Consider the following 21,945-nt stretch of genomic DNA (forward strand, 5'->3'; position numbering starts at 1 on the left):
GATCCCGCCGGTGCAGCCGGCCGGGTCCCGCACGCGCTGTGTCGACCCGTCACCCGATCACGTTACGTAGGTTGCCGGTCACTCTGCGACGACCGGCCGAACGGGACCGCCGAGCGGACTCTCCGTTCGGGTGGGCGTGCACGGCACCCGGATGCGCGAGGCTGCGGATTGTCAGGGGCAGCTTCTAGTGTCGTGCCCCACGGACGGTGGCCGGTGCGGGTCGCCGGGGCAGCAGAGGGAGGGCGGGTCGCGTGGCCGGCTACGAGGAGATCTTCCGTTCCAGCGTCGAGGACCCGGCGGGCTTCTGGCTCCGTGCCGCGGAGGCGCTGGACTGGCACGTCGCCCCCGGCACCGCGCTCGACGACTCGAACCCGCCCTTCTACCGCTGGTTCCCCGACGGCGAGCTGAACGTCGCGCACAACGCGCTGGACCGGCACGTGGAGGCCGGGCACGGCGACCGCACCGCGCTGGTGTACGACTCGCCGGTCACCGGCAGCCGGCGCAGCTACAGCTACGCGGAGCTGCGCGACGAGGTCGCGACGTTCGCGGGCGTGCTGCGCGACCTGGGCGTCACCCGCGGCGACCGGGTGGTCATCTACATGCCGATGGTCCCGGAGGCGGCGATCGCGATGCTGGCCTGTGCCCGGCTCGGCGCGGTGCACTCGGTCGTGTTCGGCGGGTTCGCCGCCAAGGAGCTCGCGGTCCGGATCGACGACGCCGGCCCGAAGGTCGTCGTGTCGGCGTCCTGCGGGATCGAGGGCAAGCGGGTCATCGAGTACAAGCCGCTGCTGGACAAGGCGATCGAGCTGTCCGACCGCAAGCCGGACGCGACCGTGATCCTGCAGCGCGAGCAGGCCACCGCGGCGCTGGGGCCGATCGACGTCGACTGGGCCGAGGCCGCCGCGAAGGCCACGCCGGCCGATCCGGTGCCGGTGCGCAGCACCGACCCGCTCTACGTGCTCTACACCTCCGGCACCACCGGCAAACCCAAGGGTGTGGTGCGCGACTCCGGCGGCTACGCCACCGCGCTGGCCTGGTCGATGCCCAACATCTACGACGTCGGCGCCGGGGAGACGATCTTCACCGCGTCCGACGTGGGCTGGGTCGTCGGCCACTCCTACATCGTCTACGGGCCGCTGCTCGCGGGCGCGACGACCGTGCTCTACGAGGGCAAGCCGGTCGGCACGCCGGACGCCGGGCAGTTCTGGCGAGTGGTCGCCGAGAACCGGGTGACGTCGCTGTTCACCGCGCCGACTGCGTTCCGGGCGATCAAGAAGGAGGACCCGCAGGGCGCGTTCACCACCCGGCACGACATCTCGTCGTTGAAGTACCTGTTCCTGGCCGGTGAGCGGCTCGACCCGGAGACCTACCGCTGGGCCTCGGAGCTGCTCGGCATCCCGGTGATCGACCACTGGTGGCAGACCGAGACCGGCTGGCCGATCGCGGCGAACCCGGCGGGCGTCGAGCTGCTGGAGATCAAGCCCGGCTCGCCGACCCGGCCGATGCCGGGCTGGGACATCCGGGTGCTCGACGAGAAGGGCGCGCCGGCCGAGCCCGGCGCCGACGGCGCGATCGTGGCCCGGCTGCCGCTGCCGCCGGGCGCGTTCCCGACCCTGTGGAACGACGACGAGCGCTACGTGAACTCCTACATGAAGGCGTTCGACGGCTACTACCTCACCGGCGACGGCGGGCACATCGACGCCGACGGCTACATCTTCGTGATGGGCCGTACCGACGACGTGATCAACGTCGCCGGGCACCGGCTGTCCACCGGCGGGATGGAGGAGGTCCTCGCCTCGCACGCCGACGTCGCCGAGTGCGCGGTGATCGGCGTCGCGGACACCATGAAGGGCCAGATCCCGCGCGGGTTCGTGGTGCTCAAATCCGGTGTCGACGCCGCGGCCGACGGCTACGAGGAGCGGCTGCGCGCCGAGCTGGTGCAGCTGGTCCGCGACCAGATCGGCGCGGTGGCCTCGCTGAAGGACGTGGCGATCGTCCCGGCCCTGCCCAAGACCCGGTCCGGGAAGATCCTCCGCAAGACGATGCGCGGCATCGCCGACGGCGCCGACGAGGCGGTCCCGTCCACCATCGACGACGCGTCGGTGCTGGACACGCTCCGCCCGATCCTCCGGCGGGAGTGACCCCGTTCAGGTGGTCCACGCGGGCCGTCCTTGACCTCACCGGACCGGGCCGGTAACGGCCCGGCCACGTAGGCCGATCACCTGACGACGGCCGCACCCGCTCCCCCGCCCCCCACGCGGTCGTCGATCGACGTGGAGGTTCGTCATGGACGGCACCCGCATGCGGCTCGCCGCGCTGGCCGGCCCGCTCACCGTCGGCCTCGTCCTCGGGGTCGCCGCGCTGCTGGAGTCCCCCGCGGACCGGCCGCCCGCCGGCACCCCGGAGCCGGTCGGGACCCTGCCCGCGACGACCGCGGCGACCGCCGCGAGCGCGCCGGCGATGCTCGGCCTCCCGCCCGCCACCCGGACGTCGGAACCGGCGCGCGAGGCGCGGGCGAACCCCGCGCCGGCCCCGGCGCCTGTGCCGGCGCACACCGCCGCCGGGCACTGAGCGACCGCTGCGGCACGGTCCCGCCGGCTCAGGTCAGGACAGCATAACCGCAGGTCAGGGCATCCTCAGTCGTGCACGCGACGCCGTCCGGGGGCACCATGGGCGGCATGAAGGTCATCGTGGATTTCGACCGCTGCGAGAGCAACGCGGTGTGCATGGGTGTCGCCCCGGAGGTGTTCGAGGTGCGGGACGACGACTACCTCTACATTCTCGACGAGAACCCGGCCGAGGCCCTGCGGCCGCAGGTCGAGGAGGCGGCGCGCAGCTGCCCGAAGGCGGCCATCACCGTCGAGGGCTGACGGCCGCATCCCGGCCGTCCGGCAGTTGCCGCGCCCGGGCTCGGCGGCGAGGATCGCAGCAGAGCACCGCCTGCGAAGGAGCCGCCCGTGACGCACCCGGAGAACGCCACCGCCGACGTCTGGACGACGCCGCTGACCCCGCTCGCCTTCCTCGCCCGGTCGGCGGACGTGTTCGCCGACCGGACGGCGATCGTCTACGGCGATCGCAGGCACAGCTACGCCGAGTTCGCGGCGGAGGCGACGCGGGTGGCGCAGGGGCTGCGCGCGTCCGGCGTCGGACCGGGCGACCGGGTGGCGTACCTGCTGCCGAACGTGCCGGAGATGCTGGTCGCGCACTTCGCGGTGCCGCTGGCCGGCGCGATCCTGGTCGCGATCAACACGCGGCTCTCCACCGAGGAGGTCCGCTACATCCTCGACCACTCGGGCGCGACGGTGCTGGTCGTCGACAACGTGCTGTACGAGACGGTGCGCCCGGTCGCCGGCGAGCTGCGGACGGTCCGCGAGATCGTCACGGTGACCGATCCGGCGGCGCCGGGCGACGGCGTCGGGTCCGGCCTGTCCTACGCCGACCTGCTCGCGCGCGGCTCGGACGATCCGCTGCCGTGGGCGGTCGACGACGAGCGGTCGACCATCACGATCAACTACACGTCCGGGACGACCGGCAACCCCAAGGGCGTCGAGTACCACCACCGCGGCGCGTACCTGAACTCGTTCGGCGAGATCGTGCACTCGTCGCACTCCGCGGACACCGTGTACCTGTGGACGCTGCCTATGTTCCACTGCAACGGCTGGTGCACGCCGTGGGCGGTGACGGCGATCGGCGGCACCCATATCTGCCTGCGCGAGGTCCGCGGCGACACAATCTGGCGGCTGATCACCGAGCACGGCGTGACCCACCTCAACGGGGCGCCCACGGTCGTCACGACGATCATGAACTCGCCGGAGGCGGTCACCCTCGACTACCAGCTGGTGGTGACGACGGCGGGTGCGCCGCCGTCGCCGACGACGATCCTGCAGATGGAGCGGATGGGCTTCCGGATCGTGCACGTCTACGGCCTCACCGAGACCTACGGGCCCTACACGGTGAACCAGTACCAGCGGGAGTGGGACGCGCTCGACGGCGAGGAGCGCGCCCGGCTGCAGGCCCGGCAGGGGGTCGGGATGGTCTGTGCGGACCGGGTCCGGGTGGTCGACGAGCAGATGAACGACGTCCCGCGCGACGGCGCCACGATGGGCGAGATCGTGATGCGCGGCAACAACGTCATGAAGGGCTACTACCTGGACCCGGAGAAGACGGCCGAAGCGTTCGCGGGCGGCTGGTTCCACTCCGGGGACCTGGGTGTGGTGCACCCGGACGGCTACGTGGAGCTGCGCGACCGCGCCAAGGACGTGGTGATCTCCGGCGGCGAGAACATCTCCACCGTCGAGGTGGAGCAGGCGATCGTCTCGCACGACGCGGTGCTGGAGGCGGCGGTGGTCGGCATCCCGGACGAGAAGTGGGGCGAGGTCTGCAAGGCGTTCGCGGTGCTCAAGCCGGGCCGGACCGCCGAGCCCGCCGAGCTGATCGAGCACGTGAAGTCGCGGATCGCCCGGTACAAGGCCCCCAAGCTCGTCGACATCGTCGACGAGCTGCCCAAGACCTCGACCGGCAAGGTGCAGAAGTTCGAGCTGCGTGAGAAGGAGTGGGCCGCGCGCGGCGATGCCTCCCGCATCCAGGGTTAGGTCACGTTCGTTCGAGGCGGAACGGTCAATCGGTTAGCATTGCTCAAGTGAGTGTCGCGAGCAGGCCGCCGGTGGCCGCCCCCGCCGGGCCGTCCGCGTTCCGGGTGGCCGCCGGGGCGGTCACCGTGACGACCGTGTCGGTGCTGCCGGTGTTCCTCACAGGCGCGCTGGCCGTCCAGCTCTCCGCCGATCTCGGGTTCGACCCGGCCGGCCTCGGCCTGGTGGTCGCGCTCTACTTCGGCGTGAGCGCGCTGTTCTCGCTGCCGGTCGGGATGGTCGTCGAGCGGGTCGGCTCCCGGGTGACCAGCCGGATCGCGGTGGCCGGCGCTGCGGTGCTGATGGCCGCGATGGCGGTCGGCGCCCGCTCGTACTGGTCGCTGGTCGCACTGCTGCTGTGCGGCGCGTGGTGCAACGTGATGGGCCAGCTGTCGTCGAACCTGACGCTGGCCCGGACGGTGCCCGCGCACCGGATGGGCCTGTCGTTCGGCGTCAAGCAGGCGGCGATCCCGGCCGCGACGCTGCTCGCCGGCCTCGCCGTGCCCGTCGTCGCGCTCACCATCGGCTGGCGCTGGGCGTACGCGATCGGCGCGGTGCTCGCGCTGGCCGCGCTCGCCGCCTGCCCCCGCGTCGACGCCACCCCCGCCGCCCGCCCGGTGAAGGGCGACCGGGCGACCGGGGCGCTCGCCGTGATCGGCGTGGCGGCCGGCCTGGCCGCCGGGACCGCGACCGCGCTGGGCATCTTCCTGGTCGCCTCCGCCGTGGACCGGGGCATCGATCCCGGCCTGGCCGGCCTGATGCTGACGATGGGCAGCATCGTCGGGCTCACCGTCCGGATGCTGCACGGCTGGCTGGCCGACCGGCGCGCCGGCGGGCACGTCGCCGTCGTCGCGGGCAGCCTCGCCGCGGGCGCGATCGGGTTCGTGCTGCTGGCCGTGCCCGGCACCCCGGCACTGGTCGTCGGGGTCGTGCTGGCCTTCGGGCTCGGCTGGGCCTGGCCGGGGCTGCTGCAGTTCGCGGTGGTCCGGCTGAACCCCTCCGCGCCCGCTGCCGCGACGTCGATCGTGCAGCTCGGCGTGTACGCCGGCGGCTTCGCCGGCCCGATCCTGTTCGGCTGGCTCGCCACCCACGAGGGCTTCCCGGTCGCCTGGTCGGTCAACGCCGGCGTGATGCTGGTGTCGGCAGTGCTGATGCTCGTCGGACGGCAGATGCTGCTGTCGCACGCCCGCCGCGCCGCCGGCCGGGCGTGAGCCCCGACCTCGTGTGCCGCCCCCGGGCCGCGGTCACCCGTCGCTGCACAGGCGGCGGCCGTACCAGGCGTTCCATCCCGCTATCCCCACCACCACGGTCACGGTGAGCGCCTCGGTGAGCCCGACCGCGACCGGGATCGGGAGCAGATAGACCAGCGGTATCCGGGCGAGTGCCTCGATCAGCAGGCCGACGCCCCAGACCGTGGACAGGACCCGGTGGCCGCGGCGGGCCGCCGGGCTGGTCGCGTACTCGTGGGCGGCCTGCGCGGCATGTGCGGGGGCGAAGCTCTGCATCGCAGCCAGGGTGAGTGGGCGGCGCCCGCGGGCCGCGGTCACCAGGAACACCAGGCCCACCACGGCGGTGATGAACGACGTGCGCAGCAGCAGCGTGCGTGGGTCCCCGGTGGACAGCGCCAGCACGAAGCCGACGCCGCACACCAGCAGCATGATCAGGGCGAACGCGTTGAGGGTGCGACTGCGCATCGCGGACCAGGCCACCCTCGTGGCCGCGAGCCCGGACGCGACGAGCAGCGCGATCCAGTCGCCGGCACCGAGCAGGTGCAGCACGTAGTAGCCGGCCACCGGGAGCCCGACGTCGAGCAGCAACCCGCGCAGCATGACCAGCGACCCGGGCGTGCCTGCGCGGTCGGTGGTGGGCGGGTCGTCCGCGACGTTCACCACGTCGGTCCACCCGTGTCGGGCGGCACCGCTCCGGTGACCGACTGATCGTGGGCGGTCATGTCGTCGAGGTCCGGGGCGAGGTGGCCCGAAGGTCGGCCGGACGGTCGGTGGTCACCATGCGGACGAGCATCACCTGTCGCGTATGACCTGTCAATATTGACATGTCACTTTCGATAGGTCTGATCGTGGGGTGTCGCTCCCGCACGTGTGCCCATCCGTCCAGCGCTGCCCCGGGCCGGTCGAGGACGACCGAGGCCCTCCCCGGACGTCCGGGGAGGGCCTCGTCGTGCACCGGGCCGCGCTCGTGCGTGACCACCGGGTGCCGCCGGTCGGGCGGCACCGCTGCGCGCGGATCGGCGCGCGTGGGGGCGGTCAGCCGACCTGGTTCAGCCAGGCGCCGCGCTCGGAGGAGAAGTTCATCGGGTCGAAGAGCAGCACGAACTGTCCCGCGTCCCCGTTGGCGTGGTCGAAGCAGACCGTTCCGCTGGTCGTGCCGCCCGGGGCGAGGTCACCGGCGGACAGCACCCGGTCGGCTCCCAGCAGCGACGTCATCAGGGCCGCGCCGTTCGGGTCCTGCAGCTTCCAGTCGAAGCCGCCGTTGAAGCTGCCGGGCGTCGTCCCGGCGTTGGTGTAGGTGACGTCCGTGCAGAGCGTCTGCCCGAGCGTCGAATCACCCGGCTGCAGCGCGCTCGCCGAGATCTGCAGGTCACCGACCGTCAGGGTGTCGCCGGCATTGCCGACGACGTCGTTCGCCGTCGCGCCGGGGAACGCCCCGGAGCTGTCCGTGGCCGGCTCGCCGGACGCGGGCACCGGTGCGGCCGGGGCGGCCGTCGAGATGTCCGACGCTACCGACGCGAAGGCCGAGGCGTAGAGGATGCACACCAGCAGCCCCAGCGCCGACAGCACGGTCCCGCTGATCGCGACGCCCCGGTTGTTCGCCTTCCCGCGGCTCACCCGCACGATCCCCAGCACGCCGAAGACCAGGCCCAGGATCACCAGCGGCCAGGCGATCACCCCGACGAACGGGATCAGCGAGAACAGCAGCCCGAGGATGCCGAGCACCAGCGCGGTGGTGCCGAAGCCGTTGCGCGGCGGCTCGACCGGGACCCGCGGGGCGGGTCCGCCCCGCTGCTGGGGGACGGCGGAGCGCTGGGCGGCCGTCGGCCACGCCTCGGTCCCGGCCGGCGGGATCGGGGCGCCGGGGCGGGTGCTGCCGAACGGCGGGCCGCCGAACGGGACCTGCGGGTGGCCGTCGTAGTACTGGCCGGGCTGTCCGGGCTGTCCGGGCTGTCCGGGCTGTCCGGGCGGGCCGTACTGCGGGCCCTGCTGGTGTCCGGCCCACTGCTGCGGTCCGGTCTGTCGCGGGTCCGGACCGTACTGCTGCTGCGGGTACCGGCCCTGGGCGGCGTGGCGGGGGTCCTGCTGCGGCGGGCCGGACTGGCCCGGGGCGCCGGAGGGGTTCTGCGAGGTGGTCACGCCATGCCTGTCGAGCGACTTCCGGCGGCCGTGTCACCGAACCCGTCCGTCTCAACAAAGTTGACGACCAGTTCGGGCTCTGATCACCCGATCGGGCGACCACACGCTGCTGGGTGGCAGCGTGCAACGGACGCCGGACGGTCGCATCGCCGCCGGACCGTGCCCGTCCGGCCACCGGGTGCCACGATTCCCGGATGAGCCACACCGTTGTCGTCACCGGCGCCGCCGGGGCACTGGGCCGCGCCGTCGTCGAGGAGTTCCGGTCCCGCGGGCACCGAGTCGCCGCGCTGGGCCGTCCGGGGGCCGCCCTGGACCGGATCGCCGCCGACGGCATCCATCCGATCGGCGTCGATCTCACCGACCGCGGCGCCGTCGGCGAGGCGTTCGCCCGGATCGACGAGTTCCCCGGCACCATCGGCACGCTGGTCGCGGTGGCCGGCGGCTACGCCGCGGGCGGCCTCGCCGACGCCGACCCGGACACCCTGCACGGGCTGTTCGACACCAACTACGCCTCGGTGGTCTGGGCGGCGCAGGCCGCGGCCCCGCGGATCGCCGACGCGGGCGGCGGCGCGATCGTCACCGTCGGCGCGAAGGCCGGCGCCACCGGACCGGCCCAGCTGGTGCACGGGACCAGCAAGGCCGCCGTGCACCGGCTCACCGAGCTGCTCGCCGACGAGCTGCGGTCGCAGCGGATCCGGGTCAACGCGGTACTGCCGTCGGTGATCGACACCCCGGCCAACCGGCAGTGGATGAGCGACGACGCGGTCGCCCGCGCGGCCACCCCGGCCGCGATCGCCCGGGTGATCGCGTTCCTCGCCGGCCCGGACGCCGCCCCGGTCTCCGGCGCCCTGATCCCGGTCCACGGCGACTCCTGATCCGGCACGGCACCGGCCGGTGTCCGGCGGGCACGACGGCACGCGCCGGATCCGGCTGCGAGGATGGGCGCATGGCCACCCGACCGCTCCCCCCGTCGTGACCGGACTCGGCCCGGCGGTGCGCCGGATCCTCGACTGGCCGGTCGACCACGCCGCCGCCTCCGTCGTCGCCGCGGACGGCAGCGTGCTCGCCGACGCGGGCGACACCGACCGCGAGTTCGCGCTCGCCTCGGTGACCAAGCCGCTGTCCGCCTACGCCGTGCTGGTCGCCGTCGAGGAGGGCGCCCTCGACTGGGACGACCCGGCGGGCCCCGAGGGCTCCACCGTCCGGCACCTGATCGCGCACACCTCCGGACTGGCCTTCGACACCGACCGGGTGCAGGCCGCCCCCGGCGAGCGCCGGATCTACTCGAACACCGGGTTCGCCGTGCTCGCGGACGCCGTGGCCGGGGCGACCGGCATCGGGTTCGCCGACTACCTGCACCAGGCCGTCTGCGAGCCGCTCGAGCTGAGCGGGACCCGGCTGGAGGGCGCGGCCGGGGCCGGGGCCGTCTCCACCGCGCGCGACCTGTCCCGGTTCGCCGCGGAGCTGCAGGCGCCCCGGCTGCTGGACCCGCGCACCGTCGCCGAGGCGACGACCGTCGCGTATCCGGGTCTGGACGGGCTGCTGCCCGGCTACGGCAGGCAGAAGCCGAACGACTGGGGGCACGGCTTCGAGATCCGGGACGGGAAGTCCCCGCACTGGACCGGCACCACGTCCTCGCCCCGCACGTTCGGCCACTTCGGACAGTCCGGCGCCTTCCTGTGGGTGGACCCGGACGCCGGCCTCGCCGCCGTCGCCCTCACCGATCGCGACTTCGGCGAGTGGGCCGTGGACGCCTGGCCGGTCTGGACCGACGGCGTCCTCGCCGCGCACCGGTCCTGACCGCACGCAACCGGCCGTCCGGGCCGGTTGCGCAGGTCACAGCCCGCGCGGGACGATCGCCGGATGACGGCGTGGTCGGCGGGTGCGGCGGTGGCCTCGTCGACCGTGCTCGTCGTCGACGACGACGAGCGGGTCCGCACCCTGGTCAGCTGGCAGCTGGAGGCGGACGGGTTCGCCGTCGTCACCGCGCCGGACGGCGCCGCCGCGCTCGACCGGATCGCCTCCGCCCGGCCGGATCTCGTCGTCCTGGACCTGTCGCTGCCCGGCGTCGGCGGTCTGGACGTGCTGCGCCGGGTCCGCCGCGACGACGCCACCACCGGCGGCGCCGCGCTCCCGGTGATCGTGCTGTCCGGGCGCAGCGGCGAGACCGACCGGATCGTCGGCCTCGATCTCGGCGCCGACGACTACCTGGTCAAGCCGTTCTCCCCCGGCGAGCTCGCGGCGCGGGTGCGCTCGGTGCTGCGCCGCTCCGCGCCGGTGCGGCCCGGCGGCGCGGCGGCCCGGGCGGGCGGGCTGCGGGTCGACGAGCCGACCCGCGAGGTCACCGTCGACGGCGACCCGGTGGAGCTGACCGCCCGCGAGTTCGATCTCCTGGCGTTCCTCGCCCGGCACCCGCGGCAGGTGTTCAGCCGTGCCCAGCTGCTGGAGCAGGTGTGGGACGCGGCGCCCGACTGGCGCAGCGAGGCCACCGTGACCGAGCACGTGCACCGGTTGCGGCACAAGCTCCCCGGCGGGGACCGGATCCTGCGTACGGTCCGCGGCGTCGGTTACCGGCTGGAGAGCTGATGACCGTCACCGACGCCGCCTTCGATCTCGACCACGCCGACACGGTCGCGCTGCTGCAGCGGCAGACCGAGCTGCTGGAGCAGATCGCGGCGGGCACCGCGCTGCCCGAGGTGCTCGGCGGCATCACGACCGCGCTGGAATCGCTCGTCCCCGGCGCCCGGTGCTCGGTGCTGCTGCTCGACGAGGCCCGCACCCGGCTGCGGCACGGCGCCGCCCCCTCGCTGCCCCCCGAGTACTCCTCGCGGATCGACGGGATGGCGATCGGCGCCGACGCGGGCTCCTGCGGGGCCGCCGCCTACCTGGGCAGCCCGGTCGTCGCCGAGGACATCGGCACCGACCCGCGCTGGCGCGGGTACCGCGAGCTCGCCGTCCCGTACGGCCTGCGGTCCTGCTGGTCGTCCCCGATCACCGGACGGGGCGGGGTGCTCGGCACGTTCGCCGTCTACCGCGACCGGACGCACCGGCCGTCCGCCCGCGAGGAACGCCTGGTCGGGCGGCTCACCCATCTCGCGTCGGTCGCGATCGAGCACGCCGGGCTGTACGGCGCGCTCACCGAGAGCGAGGAGCGGTTCCGGCGGGCGTTCGCCGACAACGCCACCGGGATGGCCCTGGCCGCACCCGACGGCACCGTCACCGAGGCCAACCGGGCGCTGACCGAGCTGCTGGGCCGCGACGTGCGCGGCGAGACCGTCGACGACGTCCTGGTCCCGGTACCCGGCGGTGAGGCCAGGGCGCACCGGCCGGACGGCACGGAGCTGGAGCTGGCGGTCACGGCGTCGGAGATCCGCGGCCCGGACGGCCGGCCGGTGCAGCTGTCGGTCGCCGTGCTCGACCTGACCCAGCGGCGCGCGGCGCTGCGCGAGCGGCAGGCCCGGCACGAGGCCGAGGTGGCCCGCGCCGCCGCCGAGGCGGCGAGCCACGCCAAGTCCCGGTTCGTCGCCGCCCTCGGCCACGAGCTGCGCACCCCGCTGCAGGCGATCTCCGGGTTCGCCGAGCTGCTCGGCACCCTCGATCTGCCGGTGGAGCGCCGCGCCGCGGCGCTCGAACACATCTCCGGGGCGACCACGCACATCCTGTCGCTGGTCGACGACGTCCTCGACGTCGCGCGGATCGAGGCGGGCGCGCTGCCCACCCATCCGGTCGATCTCGATCTGCGGCCGCTCGCCGACGAGGTGCTGGACCTGCTGCGGCCGATGGCCGCCGAGCGCGGCGTGACCCTGCAGCACGACGGCCGCGGCCCGGTGACGGCCCGGGCCGATCCCCGGCGGCTGCGCCAGGTGCTGATCAACCTCGTCGGGAACGGCATCCGCTACAACCGGCCCGGTGGCCAGGTGTCGGTCACGGTGACGTCCGGGACGACGGTCCGGCTCGTCGTCGCGGACTCCGGTCGCGGCATCCCGGACGGCACCGCCGACCGGCTGTTCGTCGCGTTCGACCGGCTGGACCGCGACGAGCCCGGCGACGAGGGGGTCGGGCTCGGCCTGCCGCTGGCCCGCGGCCTGGTCGAGGCGATGGGCGGCTCGCTCACCCTCGACTCGGTGGTCGGCACCGGGACGACCGCGATGGTCACACTGCCCGCCCCGGCGCGGCCGACCGCCGATCGGCCCTGAGCGCTGCCGCCCGGAGTGCCGGCACCCCCGGGAATGAACCGGCGGCCCCGCCCGTTGGAACGATCGTCCGAGCCGGGCGACACGAGTCCCCGGGCCGCAATGGATAACAGCCGCCGCGGAATACCGTCCGGCAGGAGCCGCGGTGCGCCACTCGCCGCGAGGCGACCGGCGTCCGGTTCGGACACCTCATCCATCCCTCCGAAATCCGATTGCTCCCCGCTGCGAGCCCGATCACCATGGTCGGCGTCCGCCCGGTCCCGGGCGAGCAGGCACACTGAGTGAACGATGTCCAGCGAACCCGCCCCGTCCGCCGACGACCGTCCCGCACGCGGGAGCGGAAGGCCCCCGCGTCCGCGCCGTCCCCGCCGGGACTCCGCGGACCGGAAGACCGACATCAGCAACCTGACGATCGATGACGAGGCCGCAGCGCAGGCCGCCCCCGGGACGGAGGGCGCCGCGCGCGGCCGTCCGGCCCGTGAGCAGCAGCGCCGACCGCGCCGCCGCGGGCCACGGGGCCGGAGCGCTGCCGTCACGGCGCCCGGCCCCACCCACGTGGGTGGTCGCGGCGGTCCCGACCGCGGCGACCACCCACGTGTGGCGCCGCCCGTCAGCTATCCCGCGACGCTGCCGGTGTCCGCGCGGCGCGCGGACATCGCCGAGGCCATCCGGGACAACCAGGTCGTGATCGTGGCCGGCGAGACCGGCTCCGGGAAGACGACACAGCTCCCGAAGATCTGCCTGGAGCTCGGCCGCGGGGTGCACGGCATGATCGGCCACACCCAGCCGCGCCGGCTCGCCGCGCGCACGGTGGCCGCCCGGATCGCCGAGGAGCTGGGCGTCGAGCTCGGCAGCACGGTCGGCTGGAAGGTCCGGTTCACCGACCAGGTCGGCGACGACACCATGGTCAAGCTGATGACCGACGGCATCCTGCTGGCCGAGCTGGCCGGCGACAAGGACCTCCGCCGGTACGACACGCTGATCATCGACGAGGCGCACGAGCGCAGCCTCAACATCGACTTCATCCTCGGTTACCTGACCCGGCTGCTGCCCCGCAGGCCGGACCTCAAGGTGATCATCACCTCGGCGACGATCGACCCGGAGCGGTTCGCCCGGCACTTCGGCGGTGAGCAGGAGCCCGCGCCGATCGTCGAGGTCTCCGGCCGCACCTACCCGGTCGAGGTGCGCTACCGCCCCGTCGTCGACCCGGACGACCCGGACGCCGATCCCGACCGGCAGCTGGACGACGCGATCGGCGACGCGGTCGTCGAGCTGCAGCGTGAGGGCCCGGGCGACGTGCTGGTCTTCCTCTCCGGTGAGCGCGAGATCCGCGATGCGGCCGAGGCCCTGGAACGGCGCAACCTGCCGGGCACCGAGATCCTGCCGCTCTATGCCCGGCTGTCGACGGCCGAGCAGCAGCGGGTCTGGCAGCCGCACACCGGCAACCGGGTGGTGCTCGCCACCAACGTCGCCGAGACGTCGCTGACCGTCCCGGGTGTCCGCTACGTCGTCGACACCGGGACCGCGCGCATCTCCCGCTACTCGCGCCGGCTCAAGGTGCAGCGGCTGCCGATCGAGAAGATCTCCCAGGCGTCGGCGAACCAGCGGTCCGGCCGCTGCGGCCGGACCAGCGACGGCATCGCGATCCGGCTGTACTCCTCCGACGACTTCGACGCCCGCCCCGAGTTCACCGAGCCGGAGATCCTGCGCACCAACCTGGCGTCGGTCGTGCTGCAGATGATCGCGCTGGACCTGGGCGAGATCTCCGAGTTCCCGTTCGTCGAGCCGCCGGACCGGCGCGCCGTCGCCGACGGCCTGGACCTACTGCACGAGCTCGGCGCGCTGCGGCCCGACCGGCGCTCGCTGACCGCGGTCGGACACTCGCTGACCCGGCTGCCGGTCGATCCGCGGCTGGGCCGGATGCTGGTCGAGGCGCACCGCAACGGCTGCCTGCGCGAGGTGCTCGTCATCGCCGCGGCGCTGTCCGTGCAGGACCCGCGGGAGCGGCCCACCGAGCAGCGGCAGGCCGCCGACGACAAGCACCGCCGGTTCGCCGTCGACGGCTCGGACTTCCTCGCCTTCCTGCGGCTCTGGGACCACCTCGGGGAACGACGCGACGCGCTGTCGGGCAGCCGGTTCCGCCGCGAGCTGCGCGAGGACTTCCTGCACTACCTGCGGGTGCGCGAGTGGTGGGACCTGCACGACCAGCTCCGCCGGGCCGCCCGCAGCGCCGGGATGGACCGCGCCGACTCCGATCCCGACTGGACCGGACGCGCCGACGTCATCCACCAGTCGCTGCTGGCCGGGCTGCTGTCCCAGGTCGGCATGCAGGACCCGCTCGCCGAGAAGTCCGGGACCGGCAGGGCCGCCGCCAAGAAGGACCGCAAGGGCCCGAAGGACTACCTCGGCGCGCGCGGCACGAAGTTCGCGATCTGGCCCGGCTCCGGACTCGCGAAGAAGCCGCCGCGCTGGGTGATGGCCGCCGAGCTCGTCGAGACGACCCGGCTGTGGGCGCGCACCGTCGCACCGGTGAAGCCGGAGTGGGTCGAGCCGCTCGCCGGACATCTCGTCAAGAAGACATATTCGGAACCGCGCTGGTCACGCAAGCGGGGCAGCGCCGTGGCGACCGAGCGGGTCACGCTGCACGGGCTGCCGCTGGTCGCCGACCGGACCGTCGCCTACGGGCGGGTGGATCCCGAGGTGAGCCGCGACCTGTTCCTCCGGCACGCCCTCGTCGAGGGCGACTGGGAGACCCGGCACGGCTTCTTCCACGCCAACCGCGAGCTGCTCGACGACGCCGAGGAGCTCGAGCACCGCGCCCGCCGCCGCGACCTGGTGGTCGACGAGGACACCCTGTTCGCGTTCTACGACGAGCGAGTGCCCGCCTCGGTGGTGTCCGGCAAGCACTTCGACCGCTGGTGGTCCGAGGAGTCGCAGCGCAGCCCCGGCCTGCTCGACTACTCCGAGGACCTGCTCGCCACCGAGGCCGCGCGCGAGGTCGATCGCGGGCAGTACCCCGACCACGTGACCGCGGGCGGGCTGTCGCTGCCGCTGTCGTACGCGTTCGAGCCGGGTCACCACACCGACGGCGTGACCGTCGACGTCCCGGTGGCGGCGCTGCACCAGGTCGACCCGACGCCGTTCACCTGGCAGGTCCCCGGGCTGCGGGAGGAGCTGGTCACCGCGCTCATCCGGACCCTGCCGCGGAACCTGCGCCGCAACTTCTCCCCGGCACCCGACCATGCCCGCGCCGTGCTCGGCCGGCTGCGCGGACACACCGACGAACCGCTGCTCGACGGCCTGGAGCGCGAGCTGGGCCGGATGCGCAACGTCGAGATCCGGCGGGACGACTGGGAGCTGGAACGGCTCCCGGACCACCTCACCGTCACTTTCCGGATTCTTGACGAGAACGACGTCGAGCTGGCCCGCGGCACCGACCTGGACCGGCTGCGGCGCGAGCTGGCGCCGAAAGTACGCGCGGAGCTGGCGGCGGCGGGCACCGGGATCGAGGCGACCGGGCTGACCTCCTGGACGATCGGCGAGCTGCCCCGGGAGCTGCCGATCCGGCGCGGCGCGCACGTCGTCACCGGCTATCCGGGGCTGCGCGACCGCGGCACCACCGCCGAGGTCCGGGTCTACGCCAGCGCCGCCGAACGCGATCCCGCGCACCACCGCGGGGTGCGCCGGCTGCTGCTGCTCGCCACCCCGAACCCGGGTCGCCAGGTGCAGCGCGGGCTGGACAACCGGGCGCGGCTCGCGCTGTCCCGCAACCCGCACGGCTCGCTCGACGCGCTGCTCGACGACTGCACCACGGCCGCCGCCGATCACCTGATCGGCCGGGGCGGCGGCGACCCGTTCGACGAGGCGCAGTACCTCCGGCTCACCGAGCTGCTGCGGATGCGGCTGCCCGCGACGACCCTGCAGGTGCTCGACGCCGTCCGCGGCGTCCTGGAGGTCTGGCACCGGGTGGGTGCGGCGCTCACCGACCTGCGCGGCCCGGCCACCCGGGACGGGGTCGCCGACGCGACCGCGATCATGGACCGGCTGGTCCGGCCCGGCTTCGTCACCGACGCCGGGGCCGTCCGGCTCGGTGACGTCAAGCGGTACCTGCAGGCCCTGGAGCTGCGGCTGGAGAAGCTGCGCGCCGATCCCGGCCGGGACGCCCGGTGGACCGCGGAGCTGGCGCCGGTCGAGGCCGAGTACCGGGGTCTGCTCGCCGCCCTGCCCGCGGGCACCGAGCCCTCGCCGCGGCTGCGCGAGATCGGCTGGATGATCGAGGAGCTGCGGGTGTCGCTGTACGCGCACCCGATGCGGACCCGCTACCCGGTCTCCGTGCAGCGGGTCGAGCGCGCGATCGACGAGCTGCCCCCGCCGGCCTGAGAATCCGGCGGATTCTGTCGGGGGTCGGCGGCACACTGCCCGGTATGAGCACCAGTCCCGCGGGCACCGGCCCGCCGATCGCCAGGTTCGCACTGTTCGCCCTCGACTGCCCCGATCCGCTCGAGCTGGCCAAGTTCTACTCACGACTGACGGGCTGGCCGATCGCCGAGCAGACCGACGCCGACTGGATCGAGCTCGACTCCGGCGGCGCCGGACCCACCCTGGCGTTCCAGCAGATCGCCGAGGGCGGGTTCAGCCCGCCGGAGTGGCCGGGCCAGGAGCGCCCGCAGCGCGGTCATGCCGACTTCGACGTTCCCGATCTCGACGCGGGCGAGGCGGCCGTGCTCGCGATCGGGGCGCGCCGGCACGAGGTCCAGCCCGCACCGGACAGCTTCCGGGTCTTCCTCGATCCGATCGGCCATCCGTTCTGCCTCGTGAAGGCCTGATCGGGGCGGGCGGCCCGGCGCGTCACCGAGCGGGCCCGCGGCGGCGGTGTGAGGATCGATGCCGACTCCGACGGCGAGGGGGCCGCGCACCATGTCCGCACCGACCACCCCGTACACCGAGCTCGGCGAGGCACTGGGGACCGACTTCTTCTCGGTGCGCGACCAGTTCACCGACGAGCAGTGGCAGCGGTTCGCCGACACCCGCAGGTTCGTCGACACCGAGGTGCTGCACGACATCAACGACTACTGGGAGCGCGCCGAGCTGCCCTGGCACCTGTTCCGCAGGCTGCCCGAGCTGGGGATCGTCGGCGAGGACATCACCGGCTACGGCGCCGCCGGGATGAGCCCGCTCGCGCTCGGCCTGGTGCACATGGAGCTGCACCGCGGCGACGGCTCACTGGGCACCTTCCTCGGCGTGCACGCCGGGCTGGCGATGAAGGCGATCGCGATGTGCGGCTCCGAGGAGCAGCAACAGCGCTGGCTGCCGTCGATGTCGACGATGGACAAGCTCGGCGCGTTCGCGCTGACCGAACCGGAGCACGGATCGGACTCGGTCGCCCTGGCGACCACCGCCACCCGGGACGGCGACGGCTGGGTGCTGCGCGGCACCAAGCGCTGGATCGGCAACGGCACCGTCGCCGACCTGGTGATCGTCTGGGCCCGGGACACCGACTCCGGCAACGTGCTCGGCTTCGTCGTCGAGACCCCGGCCGAGGGCTACTCGGCGACCGTCATCCCCGGCAAGGTGTCGCTGCGCGCGCTGTGGCAGGCCGACATCACCCTCGACGGCGTCCGGGTGCCCGACGAGAACCGGCTGGCCGGGGCCCGCACCTTCGCCGACTGCGCCGCCGTGCTCGCCACCACCCGCAGCACCTGCGCCTGGATGGCGCTCGGGCACGCCACCGCCGGCTACGACGCCGCGCTGCGCTACGCGAAGGAACGCGAGCAGTTCGGCAAGCCGCTCGCCGGGTTCCAGATCGTGCAGCAGCGCCTCGTCCGGATGCTCGCCGACCTCACCGGGATGCAGCTGTACTGCATGCAGACGGCCCGGCTCGCCGAGGCCGGGAAACTCTCCCCGACCGTCGCCGGGCTGGCCAAGATGCACAACACCCGCACCGCCCGCACCATCCTCGCCGAGGCCCGCGACCTGCTCGGCGGCAACGGGATCCTGCTGGAGCACCACGTCGTCCGGCACTGGGCGGACATCGAGGCGATCCACACCTTCGAGGGCACCGAGACGATCCAGACACTGATCGTCGGGCGGGACATCACCGGCATCGGCGCCTTCGCCTGACGCCCGCCCCGCCCCGCCCCGCTCCTCCGCACCCCGCCCCTCCGCAGCTCGCCCTCCCCTGCCCTGTCCCACCCCGGCCTCTCCGCGCCCCGCCCCTCCGCACCTCGCCCCTCCGCCCCTCGCCCTGCCCTGCCCCGTCCCACCCCGGCCTTTCCGCGCCCCTTCCGCACCCCGTGCCCCGCCGAGATGCAGCTCAGCGGGAATTGTTGATCTCCCCGGCCCGCTGATCTGCATCTCGGCGAAGCAAGGTGCGCGACGTGGAGCGCCGCGGGACTCCGAACTGCGTCGCGCGACACGCCGCCGCGCCAGGCGGTGCGCGGCATCGGGCGGCGCGACGCGCGGCAGGGCGACACGGGCAGGGTGGCGCGGCCCGGCCCCGACACGGCGCGGGTCGGCGCGCGGTGCGGGTGCGGCGCGGCTCGGTGCGGCGCGACACGGTGCGGCGCGACACGGTGCGGCTCGGAGCGGCTCGGCTCGTGCGGCCCGACCAGACGCGGCCCGGCCCCGGCGCAGCGCAGCGACCCGACCGGCCCGAACCGCCCCGCGCTCAGCCCGGCAGCTCCCGCGGCCCCGGGCGCTCACCCCCGAAACGCAGCGCGAGGTCCGCCCGGACCCGCCGGTCCGACCGCTCCGCCAACCACCGCCGCCCACGCCCGGTCCGCGTGACGACCACCGACTCGACGAGGTTGCGCAGCACCTGCGCCGGCACGATCCAGGGCAGCGACACCGGCAGCCCGAGGTCCCGCATCCCCTCGGCGCCCAGGAACAGTCGCAGCAGGGACAGCAACCGGCGCCGCTCCCAGCGTCCGCGCAGGCCGGGCCGCTCGTCACGGAGGCCCTCGACCAGCGCACCGGTCAGCCGGGCGCCGTTCGGCGTCACGTCACCCTGGGCCAGCAGCACGTGGTGGTTGAACGCGTTCTGGTCCCGCTCGGTGGCGAACAACCAGTCGTCGTCGACACCCATCAGCCACCCGATGTAGCGCCAGAGGTGCATGATCGCGGCGGCGTCGGCCCGGGGGACGTGCCTGCCGAGCAGCCGGCAGCCGAGGATCGCGGTGCTGTTGAACAGCCCGAGGGTGGCCGCCAGGTCGGACCGGTTGATCGGCAGCCCGTGCTCGGCGCTGTCCCAGCGGTCGCCCCGCTCGAAGCGGTCCGCCACGAGCGCGTGCATGGCCCGGACGTGCAGTGTCGCCCGCCAGCCCTCGCCGCCGCGGGCCATCCCGCCGGGCCGGCTCACCGCGAATCCCCACGCCTGGGTCTCGCCGAGCCGGCGCATCGCTCCGGCGCCGGTCAGGCCGCCGGTGCGGACGAGCAGCTCGGTGGGGCCGCCGTAGCGGTAGCCGCCGATCAGCGACAGCCCGAGCAGCACGTCGTCCCGGCTGCGGCCGAGCCGCCGGTAGGCGCGCCCGCCGCGTTCGACCAGGTCGGGATCGACCCAGTCCGGCTCGGGGGTGACGGCGGCGAAGAACTCCCGCAACGCCGGCGGCGCGTCGTCGTCCGGTCCACCGGCTTCCAGCGCCCGGTGGAACGCGCGCATGGTCACCCGCTCGGGATCGGCGCGGTCCCGCCCCATCGCGCGGGCCAGCGCGGCGCCGGTCTCGTCGCGGAGCAGCATCCGGCGGCCGAGCTCGTCGAGCAGCGCGGGATCGGGCTCGCGGACCCCGGCGACCAGCGCGAGCGGCCGGGCGATCCGCGCGTTGCGTTCCGGTGAGCTGCGGAAACGGCGGGGGTACACCGGGCTGATCGACGCCTCTGCCACCATGGACGCATGCTGACACGAGCAAGTGCTCGCGTTCAACGCGCGTACCGGGGCCCGGCGTGACCGGTCGCGGCGGGCGGCGGCGGGAGCCCCGCCAGGAGCGGTCGCGGCGGATGGTGGAACGGATCGTCGAGGCCGGCCGGGAGGTGCTGGTCACCCGCGGGTACGACGGCGCGTCGACCAACCGGATCGCGGCCGCCGCCGGCATCTCGCCGGGCTCGCTCTACCAGTACTTCCCGGGCAAGGACGCCGTGCTGGCCGAGGTGCTCGACCGCTACCTCGACGCGATGGAGGCTCGCGTCTCGCGCGCGTTCCTCGACGCCCTGGGCGGGTTGCACGCACCGGAGGCGGGCACCGCACCGGCCGTCCGGGCCACCCTGGAGGCGCTGCTCGACGCGTTCGCCGAGCAGCCCGACCTGGTCCGGGTGATCGCCGAGCAGCTGCCCCGGGCCCCCGGCGGCCGGCGGGCCGCGTTCGCCAGGCGGATCGACGACCTGGTCGCCACCGCCCTGCTCAGCCGCGGCGGCACCGACACCGGCACGGTGCGGGCGGCCGCCTGGACCGTGGTCCGCACGGTCGAGCACCTGACGACCAGCTACGTGCTGGAGTCCCCCGATCTCGACCGTGACGTCCTGCTCGACGAGCTGACCGCGCTCGTCTCCGGCTACCTGGACGCGCGGTGGAGCGGCGGCCGGGTCGCGTCCGACGGGCCGTCCTGACCGGGCTCGGTGGGCAGCCCGGCGGCGGCCCACGCCCGGAAGCCGCCGTCGATGTCGGTGGCCCGGTGCAGGCCGAGATCCTGCAGCGACGCCGCGGCCAGGCTGGAGCTGTACCCCTCGGAGCAGAACAGCACCCAGGTGACGTCGTGGTCGACGGCCTCCGGGATGCGCGCGTCGGACGTCGGATCGAGCCGCCACTCCAGATGGTTGCGCTCGATCACCAGCGCACCCGGGACCGCGCCCTCCTCGACCCGCTGCCAGCCCGGCCGGGTGTCGACGAGCAGCGCCCCGTCCCGCGCGAGCTCCGCGGCCCGGTGCGGGCCGGGCCGGGCCAGCCGGGCCCTGGCCGCCGCGAGGAGGTCCCCGACCGACGTCATCCGACGCCCTGGCCGGGACGGACCAGCTCGGTCCTGGTGCGGCGCAGCCGCTGGTGTCCCGCCGTGGCGGGGACGTCCTCGACGTCGTAGTACGACATCGCCGACAGCGGCGGCGAGTAGGCGTGCACGCTCATCGCGGGCTCCTCGGCGGTGTTCGCGACGTCGTGCACGTGGCCGAGCGGGAAGCCGGCGCCGCGGCCGTGCCGCAGGGTGCGGGTGCGCAACCCGGACGGGCCGCTCCACCGGCGCTCGGTCAGCGACCCGGACACGACGGTCAGCGCACCGAGCGATCCCGCGTGGTCGTGCAGCTCGGCGATCTGCTCGGTCGCCCAGGAGATCAGCCAGACGTCGCAGAACCCGTCGCTGCGCAGCAGCCGGTACCAGCGGCGGTCCGGATCGACGACGACCTCGTGCTGCCCGGCCCGCACCTCCGTGGCGATCAGGCGGGTCAGGTCGAGCAGGTCGTCGAGGTCGTACGGGGTGGGCGCGGTGACCGGCCGCGCGTGCACCGGCGCGGGCCGGGAGGCGGGTCGGACACGGGCAGGGCGGGACGCACGGACGGACGCGGACACGGCAGGGCTCCAGGGGATCGGACGAGCGGGGAACGGATCCTCAGCTCGGGCGACAGCCCTGATCGAAGTGGTCGGCGCGACGGGTGCCCCAGAGGGGTCCGAGGGTCGCTGCCTGGCTCACGACACCGATGTCACCACACCGCAACATCCGCTTCAAGGAGCCGTCCGGCGGGCGGGACGCGACCGCACCCTGTCCGGACACCATGCCC

General features: G+C 74.3%; 18 protein-coding genes. 13 read left to right on the top strand and 5 right to left on the bottom strand.

Translation table 11 applies throughout. The features are described 5' to 3' along the window. Window positions 1-251 precede the first annotated feature (251 nt). The 5 genes from ACVJO7_RS23105 to ACVJO7_RS23125 all read left to right on the top strand — a co-directional run bounded on the left by ACVJO7_RS23105 (window position 252) and on the right by ACVJO7_RS23125 (window position 5,839). On the top strand, window positions 252-2,141 hold the full coding sequence (locus ACVJO7_RS23105) for an AMP-binding protein (protein ID WP_491674601.1): 1,890 nt from the start codon (window positions 252-254) through the stop codon (window positions 2,139-2,141). 145 nt (window positions 2,142-2,286) lie between these two features. Beyond that, window positions 2,287-2,571, top strand: a complete 285-nt coding sequence (locus ACVJO7_RS23110) for a hypothetical protein (RefSeq protein WP_344024547.1) — start codon at window positions 2,287-2,289, stop codon at window positions 2,569-2,571. 107 nt (window positions 2,572-2,678) lie between these two features. Next, window positions 2,679-2,870, top strand: a complete 192-nt coding sequence (locus ACVJO7_RS23115) for a ferredoxin (protein ID WP_344024545.1) — start codon at window positions 2,679-2,681, stop codon at window positions 2,868-2,870. A gap of 87 nt (window positions 2,871-2,957) precedes the next feature. Further along, window positions 2,958-4,592, top strand: coding sequence for an acyl--CoA ligase family protein (locus ACVJO7_RS23120; RefSeq protein WP_491674602.1), 1,635 nt, complete (start codon window positions 2,958-2,960; stop codon window positions 4,590-4,592). Between the two features lie 47 nt (window positions 4,593-4,639). Then, complete coding sequence (locus tag ACVJO7_RS23125) at window positions 4,640-5,839, top strand: MFS transporter (RefSeq protein WP_491674603.1); 1,200 nt, start codon at window positions 4,640-4,642, stop codon at window positions 5,837-5,839. Window positions 5,840-5,872: 33 nt separating this feature from the next. On the opposite strand, the gene ACVJO7_RS23130 is transcribed toward ACVJO7_RS23125, so the two are convergent. Both ACVJO7_RS23130 and ACVJO7_RS23135 read right to left on the bottom strand, forming a co-directional pair. Continuing rightward, the gene (locus tag ACVJO7_RS23130) at window positions 5,873-6,517 is read right to left on the bottom strand and encodes a VC0807 family protein (protein ID WP_491674604.1); all 645 of its coding nucleotides are present in this window, start codon (window positions 6,515-6,517) and stop codon (window positions 5,873-5,875) included. 375 nt (window positions 6,518-6,892) lie between these two features. Next, complete coding sequence (locus ACVJO7_RS23135; protein ID WP_491674605.1) at window positions 6,893-7,996, bottom strand: DUF4190 domain-containing protein; 1,104 nt, start codon at window positions 7,994-7,996, stop codon at window positions 6,893-6,895. Window positions 7,997-8,190: 194 nt separating this feature from the next. Here ACVJO7_RS23135 and ACVJO7_RS23140 point away from each other — a divergent pair, with 194 nt between their 5' ends. The 7 genes from ACVJO7_RS23140 to ACVJO7_RS23170 all read left to right on the top strand — a co-directional run bounded on the left by ACVJO7_RS23140 (window position 8,191) and on the right by ACVJO7_RS23170 (window position 18,309). Beyond that, entirely contained in the window at window positions 8,191-8,871 is a 681-nt protein-coding gene (locus tag ACVJO7_RS23140) for an SDR family oxidoreductase (RefSeq protein WP_491674606.1), read from the top strand. A gap of 97 nt (window positions 8,872-8,968) precedes the next feature. Further along, the gene (locus tag ACVJO7_RS23145) at window positions 8,969-9,796 is read left to right on the top strand and encodes a serine hydrolase domain-containing protein (RefSeq protein WP_491674607.1); all 828 of its coding nucleotides are present in this window, start codon (window positions 8,969-8,971) and stop codon (window positions 9,794-9,796) included. A gap of 63 nt (window positions 9,797-9,859) precedes the next feature. Beyond that, window positions 9,860-10,582: a response regulator transcription factor gene (locus ACVJO7_RS23150; protein ID WP_358486907.1), complete on the top strand. Its 723-nt coding sequence runs from the start codon at window positions 9,860-9,862 to the stop codon at window positions 10,580-10,582. Beyond that, window positions 10,582-12,192, top strand: a complete 1,611-nt coding sequence (locus tag ACVJO7_RS23155) for a GAF domain-containing sensor histidine kinase (protein WP_491674608.1) — start codon at window positions 10,582-10,584, stop codon at window positions 12,190-12,192. The genes ACVJO7_RS23150 and ACVJO7_RS23155 overlap by 1 nt, the downstream gene beginning before the upstream one ends. A gap of 594 nt (window positions 12,193-12,786) precedes the next feature. Further along, entirely contained in the window at window positions 12,787-16,569 is a 3,783-nt protein-coding gene (gene hrpA / locus ACVJO7_RS23160) for an ATP-dependent RNA helicase HrpA (protein ID WP_491674609.1), read from the top strand. Window positions 16,570-16,613: 44 nt separating this feature from the next. Beyond that, on the top strand, window positions 16,614-17,015 hold the full coding sequence (locus ACVJO7_RS23165) for a VOC family protein (RefSeq protein ID WP_491674610.1): 402 nt from the start codon (window positions 16,614-16,616) through the stop codon (window positions 17,013-17,015). A gap of 91 nt (window positions 17,016-17,106) precedes the next feature. Beyond that, a complete protein-coding gene (locus tag ACVJO7_RS23170; RefSeq protein ID WP_344024520.1) occupies window positions 17,107-18,309 on the top strand; it encodes an acyl-CoA dehydrogenase family protein in 1,203 nt (400 codons plus the stop codon). Window positions 18,310-18,856: 547 nt separating this feature from the next. Here the strand turns inward: ACVJO7_RS23170 and ACVJO7_RS23175 are convergent. Continuing rightward, window positions 18,857-20,071: an oxygenase MpaB family protein gene (locus ACVJO7_RS23175; RefSeq protein ID WP_491674611.1), complete on the bottom strand. Its 1,215-nt coding sequence runs from the start codon at window positions 20,069-20,071 to the stop codon at window positions 18,857-18,859. 110 nt (window positions 20,072-20,181) lie between these two features. Here ACVJO7_RS23175 and ACVJO7_RS23180 point away from each other — a divergent pair, with 110 nt between their 5' ends. After that, window positions 20,182-20,787 (top strand): TetR/AcrR family transcriptional regulator, encoded by a 606-nt coding sequence (locus ACVJO7_RS23180; RefSeq protein ID WP_491674612.1) that lies wholly within the window; start codon window positions 20,182-20,184, stop codon window positions 20,785-20,787. Here ACVJO7_RS23180 and ACVJO7_RS23185 read toward each other — a convergent pair. Beyond that, window positions 20,733-21,164 carry a rhodanese-like domain-containing protein gene (locus ACVJO7_RS23185; protein ID WP_491674613.1) on the bottom strand — a complete coding sequence of 144 codons (432 nt, stop codon included), beginning with the start codon at window positions 21,162-21,164 and terminating at the stop codon, window positions 20,733-20,735. The two genes, ACVJO7_RS23180 and ACVJO7_RS23185, sit on opposite strands and share 55 nt — an antisense overlap. Next, the gene (locus ACVJO7_RS23190) at window positions 21,161-21,673 is read right to left on the bottom strand and encodes a cysteine dioxygenase (RefSeq protein WP_491674614.1); all 513 of its coding nucleotides are present in this window, start codon (window positions 21,671-21,673) and stop codon (window positions 21,161-21,163) included. Before ACVJO7_RS23190 ends, ACVJO7_RS23185 begins: the two co-directional genes overlap by 4 nt. Between the last annotated feature and the right edge of the window lie 272 nt (window positions 21,674-21,945).

The organism is Pseudonocardia sp. DxW (assembly GCF_058448985.1).

Excerpts from the sequence above, each read along its gene's own strand:
- ACVJO7_RS23115 (WP_344024545.1), top strand. The coding sequence starts at position 2,679 with ATGAAGGTCATCGTGGATTTCGACCGCTGCGAGAGCAACGCGGTGTGC.
- ACVJO7_RS23170 (WP_344024520.1), top strand. The coding sequence starts at position 17,107 with ATGTCCGCACCGACCACCCCGTACACCGAGCTCGGCGAGGCACTGGGG.
- ACVJO7_RS23175 (WP_491674611.1), bottom strand. The coding sequence starts at position 20,071 with ATGGTGGCAGAGGCGTCGATCAGCCCGGTGTACCCCCGCCGTTTCCGC.
- ACVJO7_RS23155 (WP_491674608.1), top strand. The coding sequence starts at position 10,582 with ATGACCGTCACCGACGCCGCCTTCGATCTCGACCACGCCGACACGGTC.
- ACVJO7_RS23180 (WP_491674612.1), top strand. The coding sequence starts at position 20,182 with ATGGTGGAACGGATCGTCGAGGCCGGCCGGGAGGTGCTGGTCACCCGC.
- ACVJO7_RS23110 (WP_344024547.1), top strand. The coding sequence starts at position 2,287 with ATGGACGGCACCCGCATGCGGCTCGCCGCGCTGGCCGGCCCGCTCACC.
- ACVJO7_RS23185 (WP_491674613.1), bottom strand. The coding sequence starts at position 21,164 with ATGACGTCGGTCGGGGACCTCCTCGCGGCGGCCAGGGCCCGGCTGGCC.
- ACVJO7_RS23150 (WP_358486907.1), top strand. The coding sequence starts at position 9,860 with ATGACGGCGTGGTCGGCGGGTGCGGCGGTGGCCTCGTCGACCGTGCTC.
- ACVJO7_RS23140 (WP_491674606.1), top strand. The coding sequence starts at position 8,191 with ATGAGCCACACCGTTGTCGTCACCGGCGCCGCCGGGGCACTGGGCCGC.
- ACVJO7_RS23165 (WP_491674610.1), top strand. The coding sequence starts at position 16,614 with ATGAGCACCAGTCCCGCGGGCACCGGCCCGCCGATCGCCAGGTTCGCA.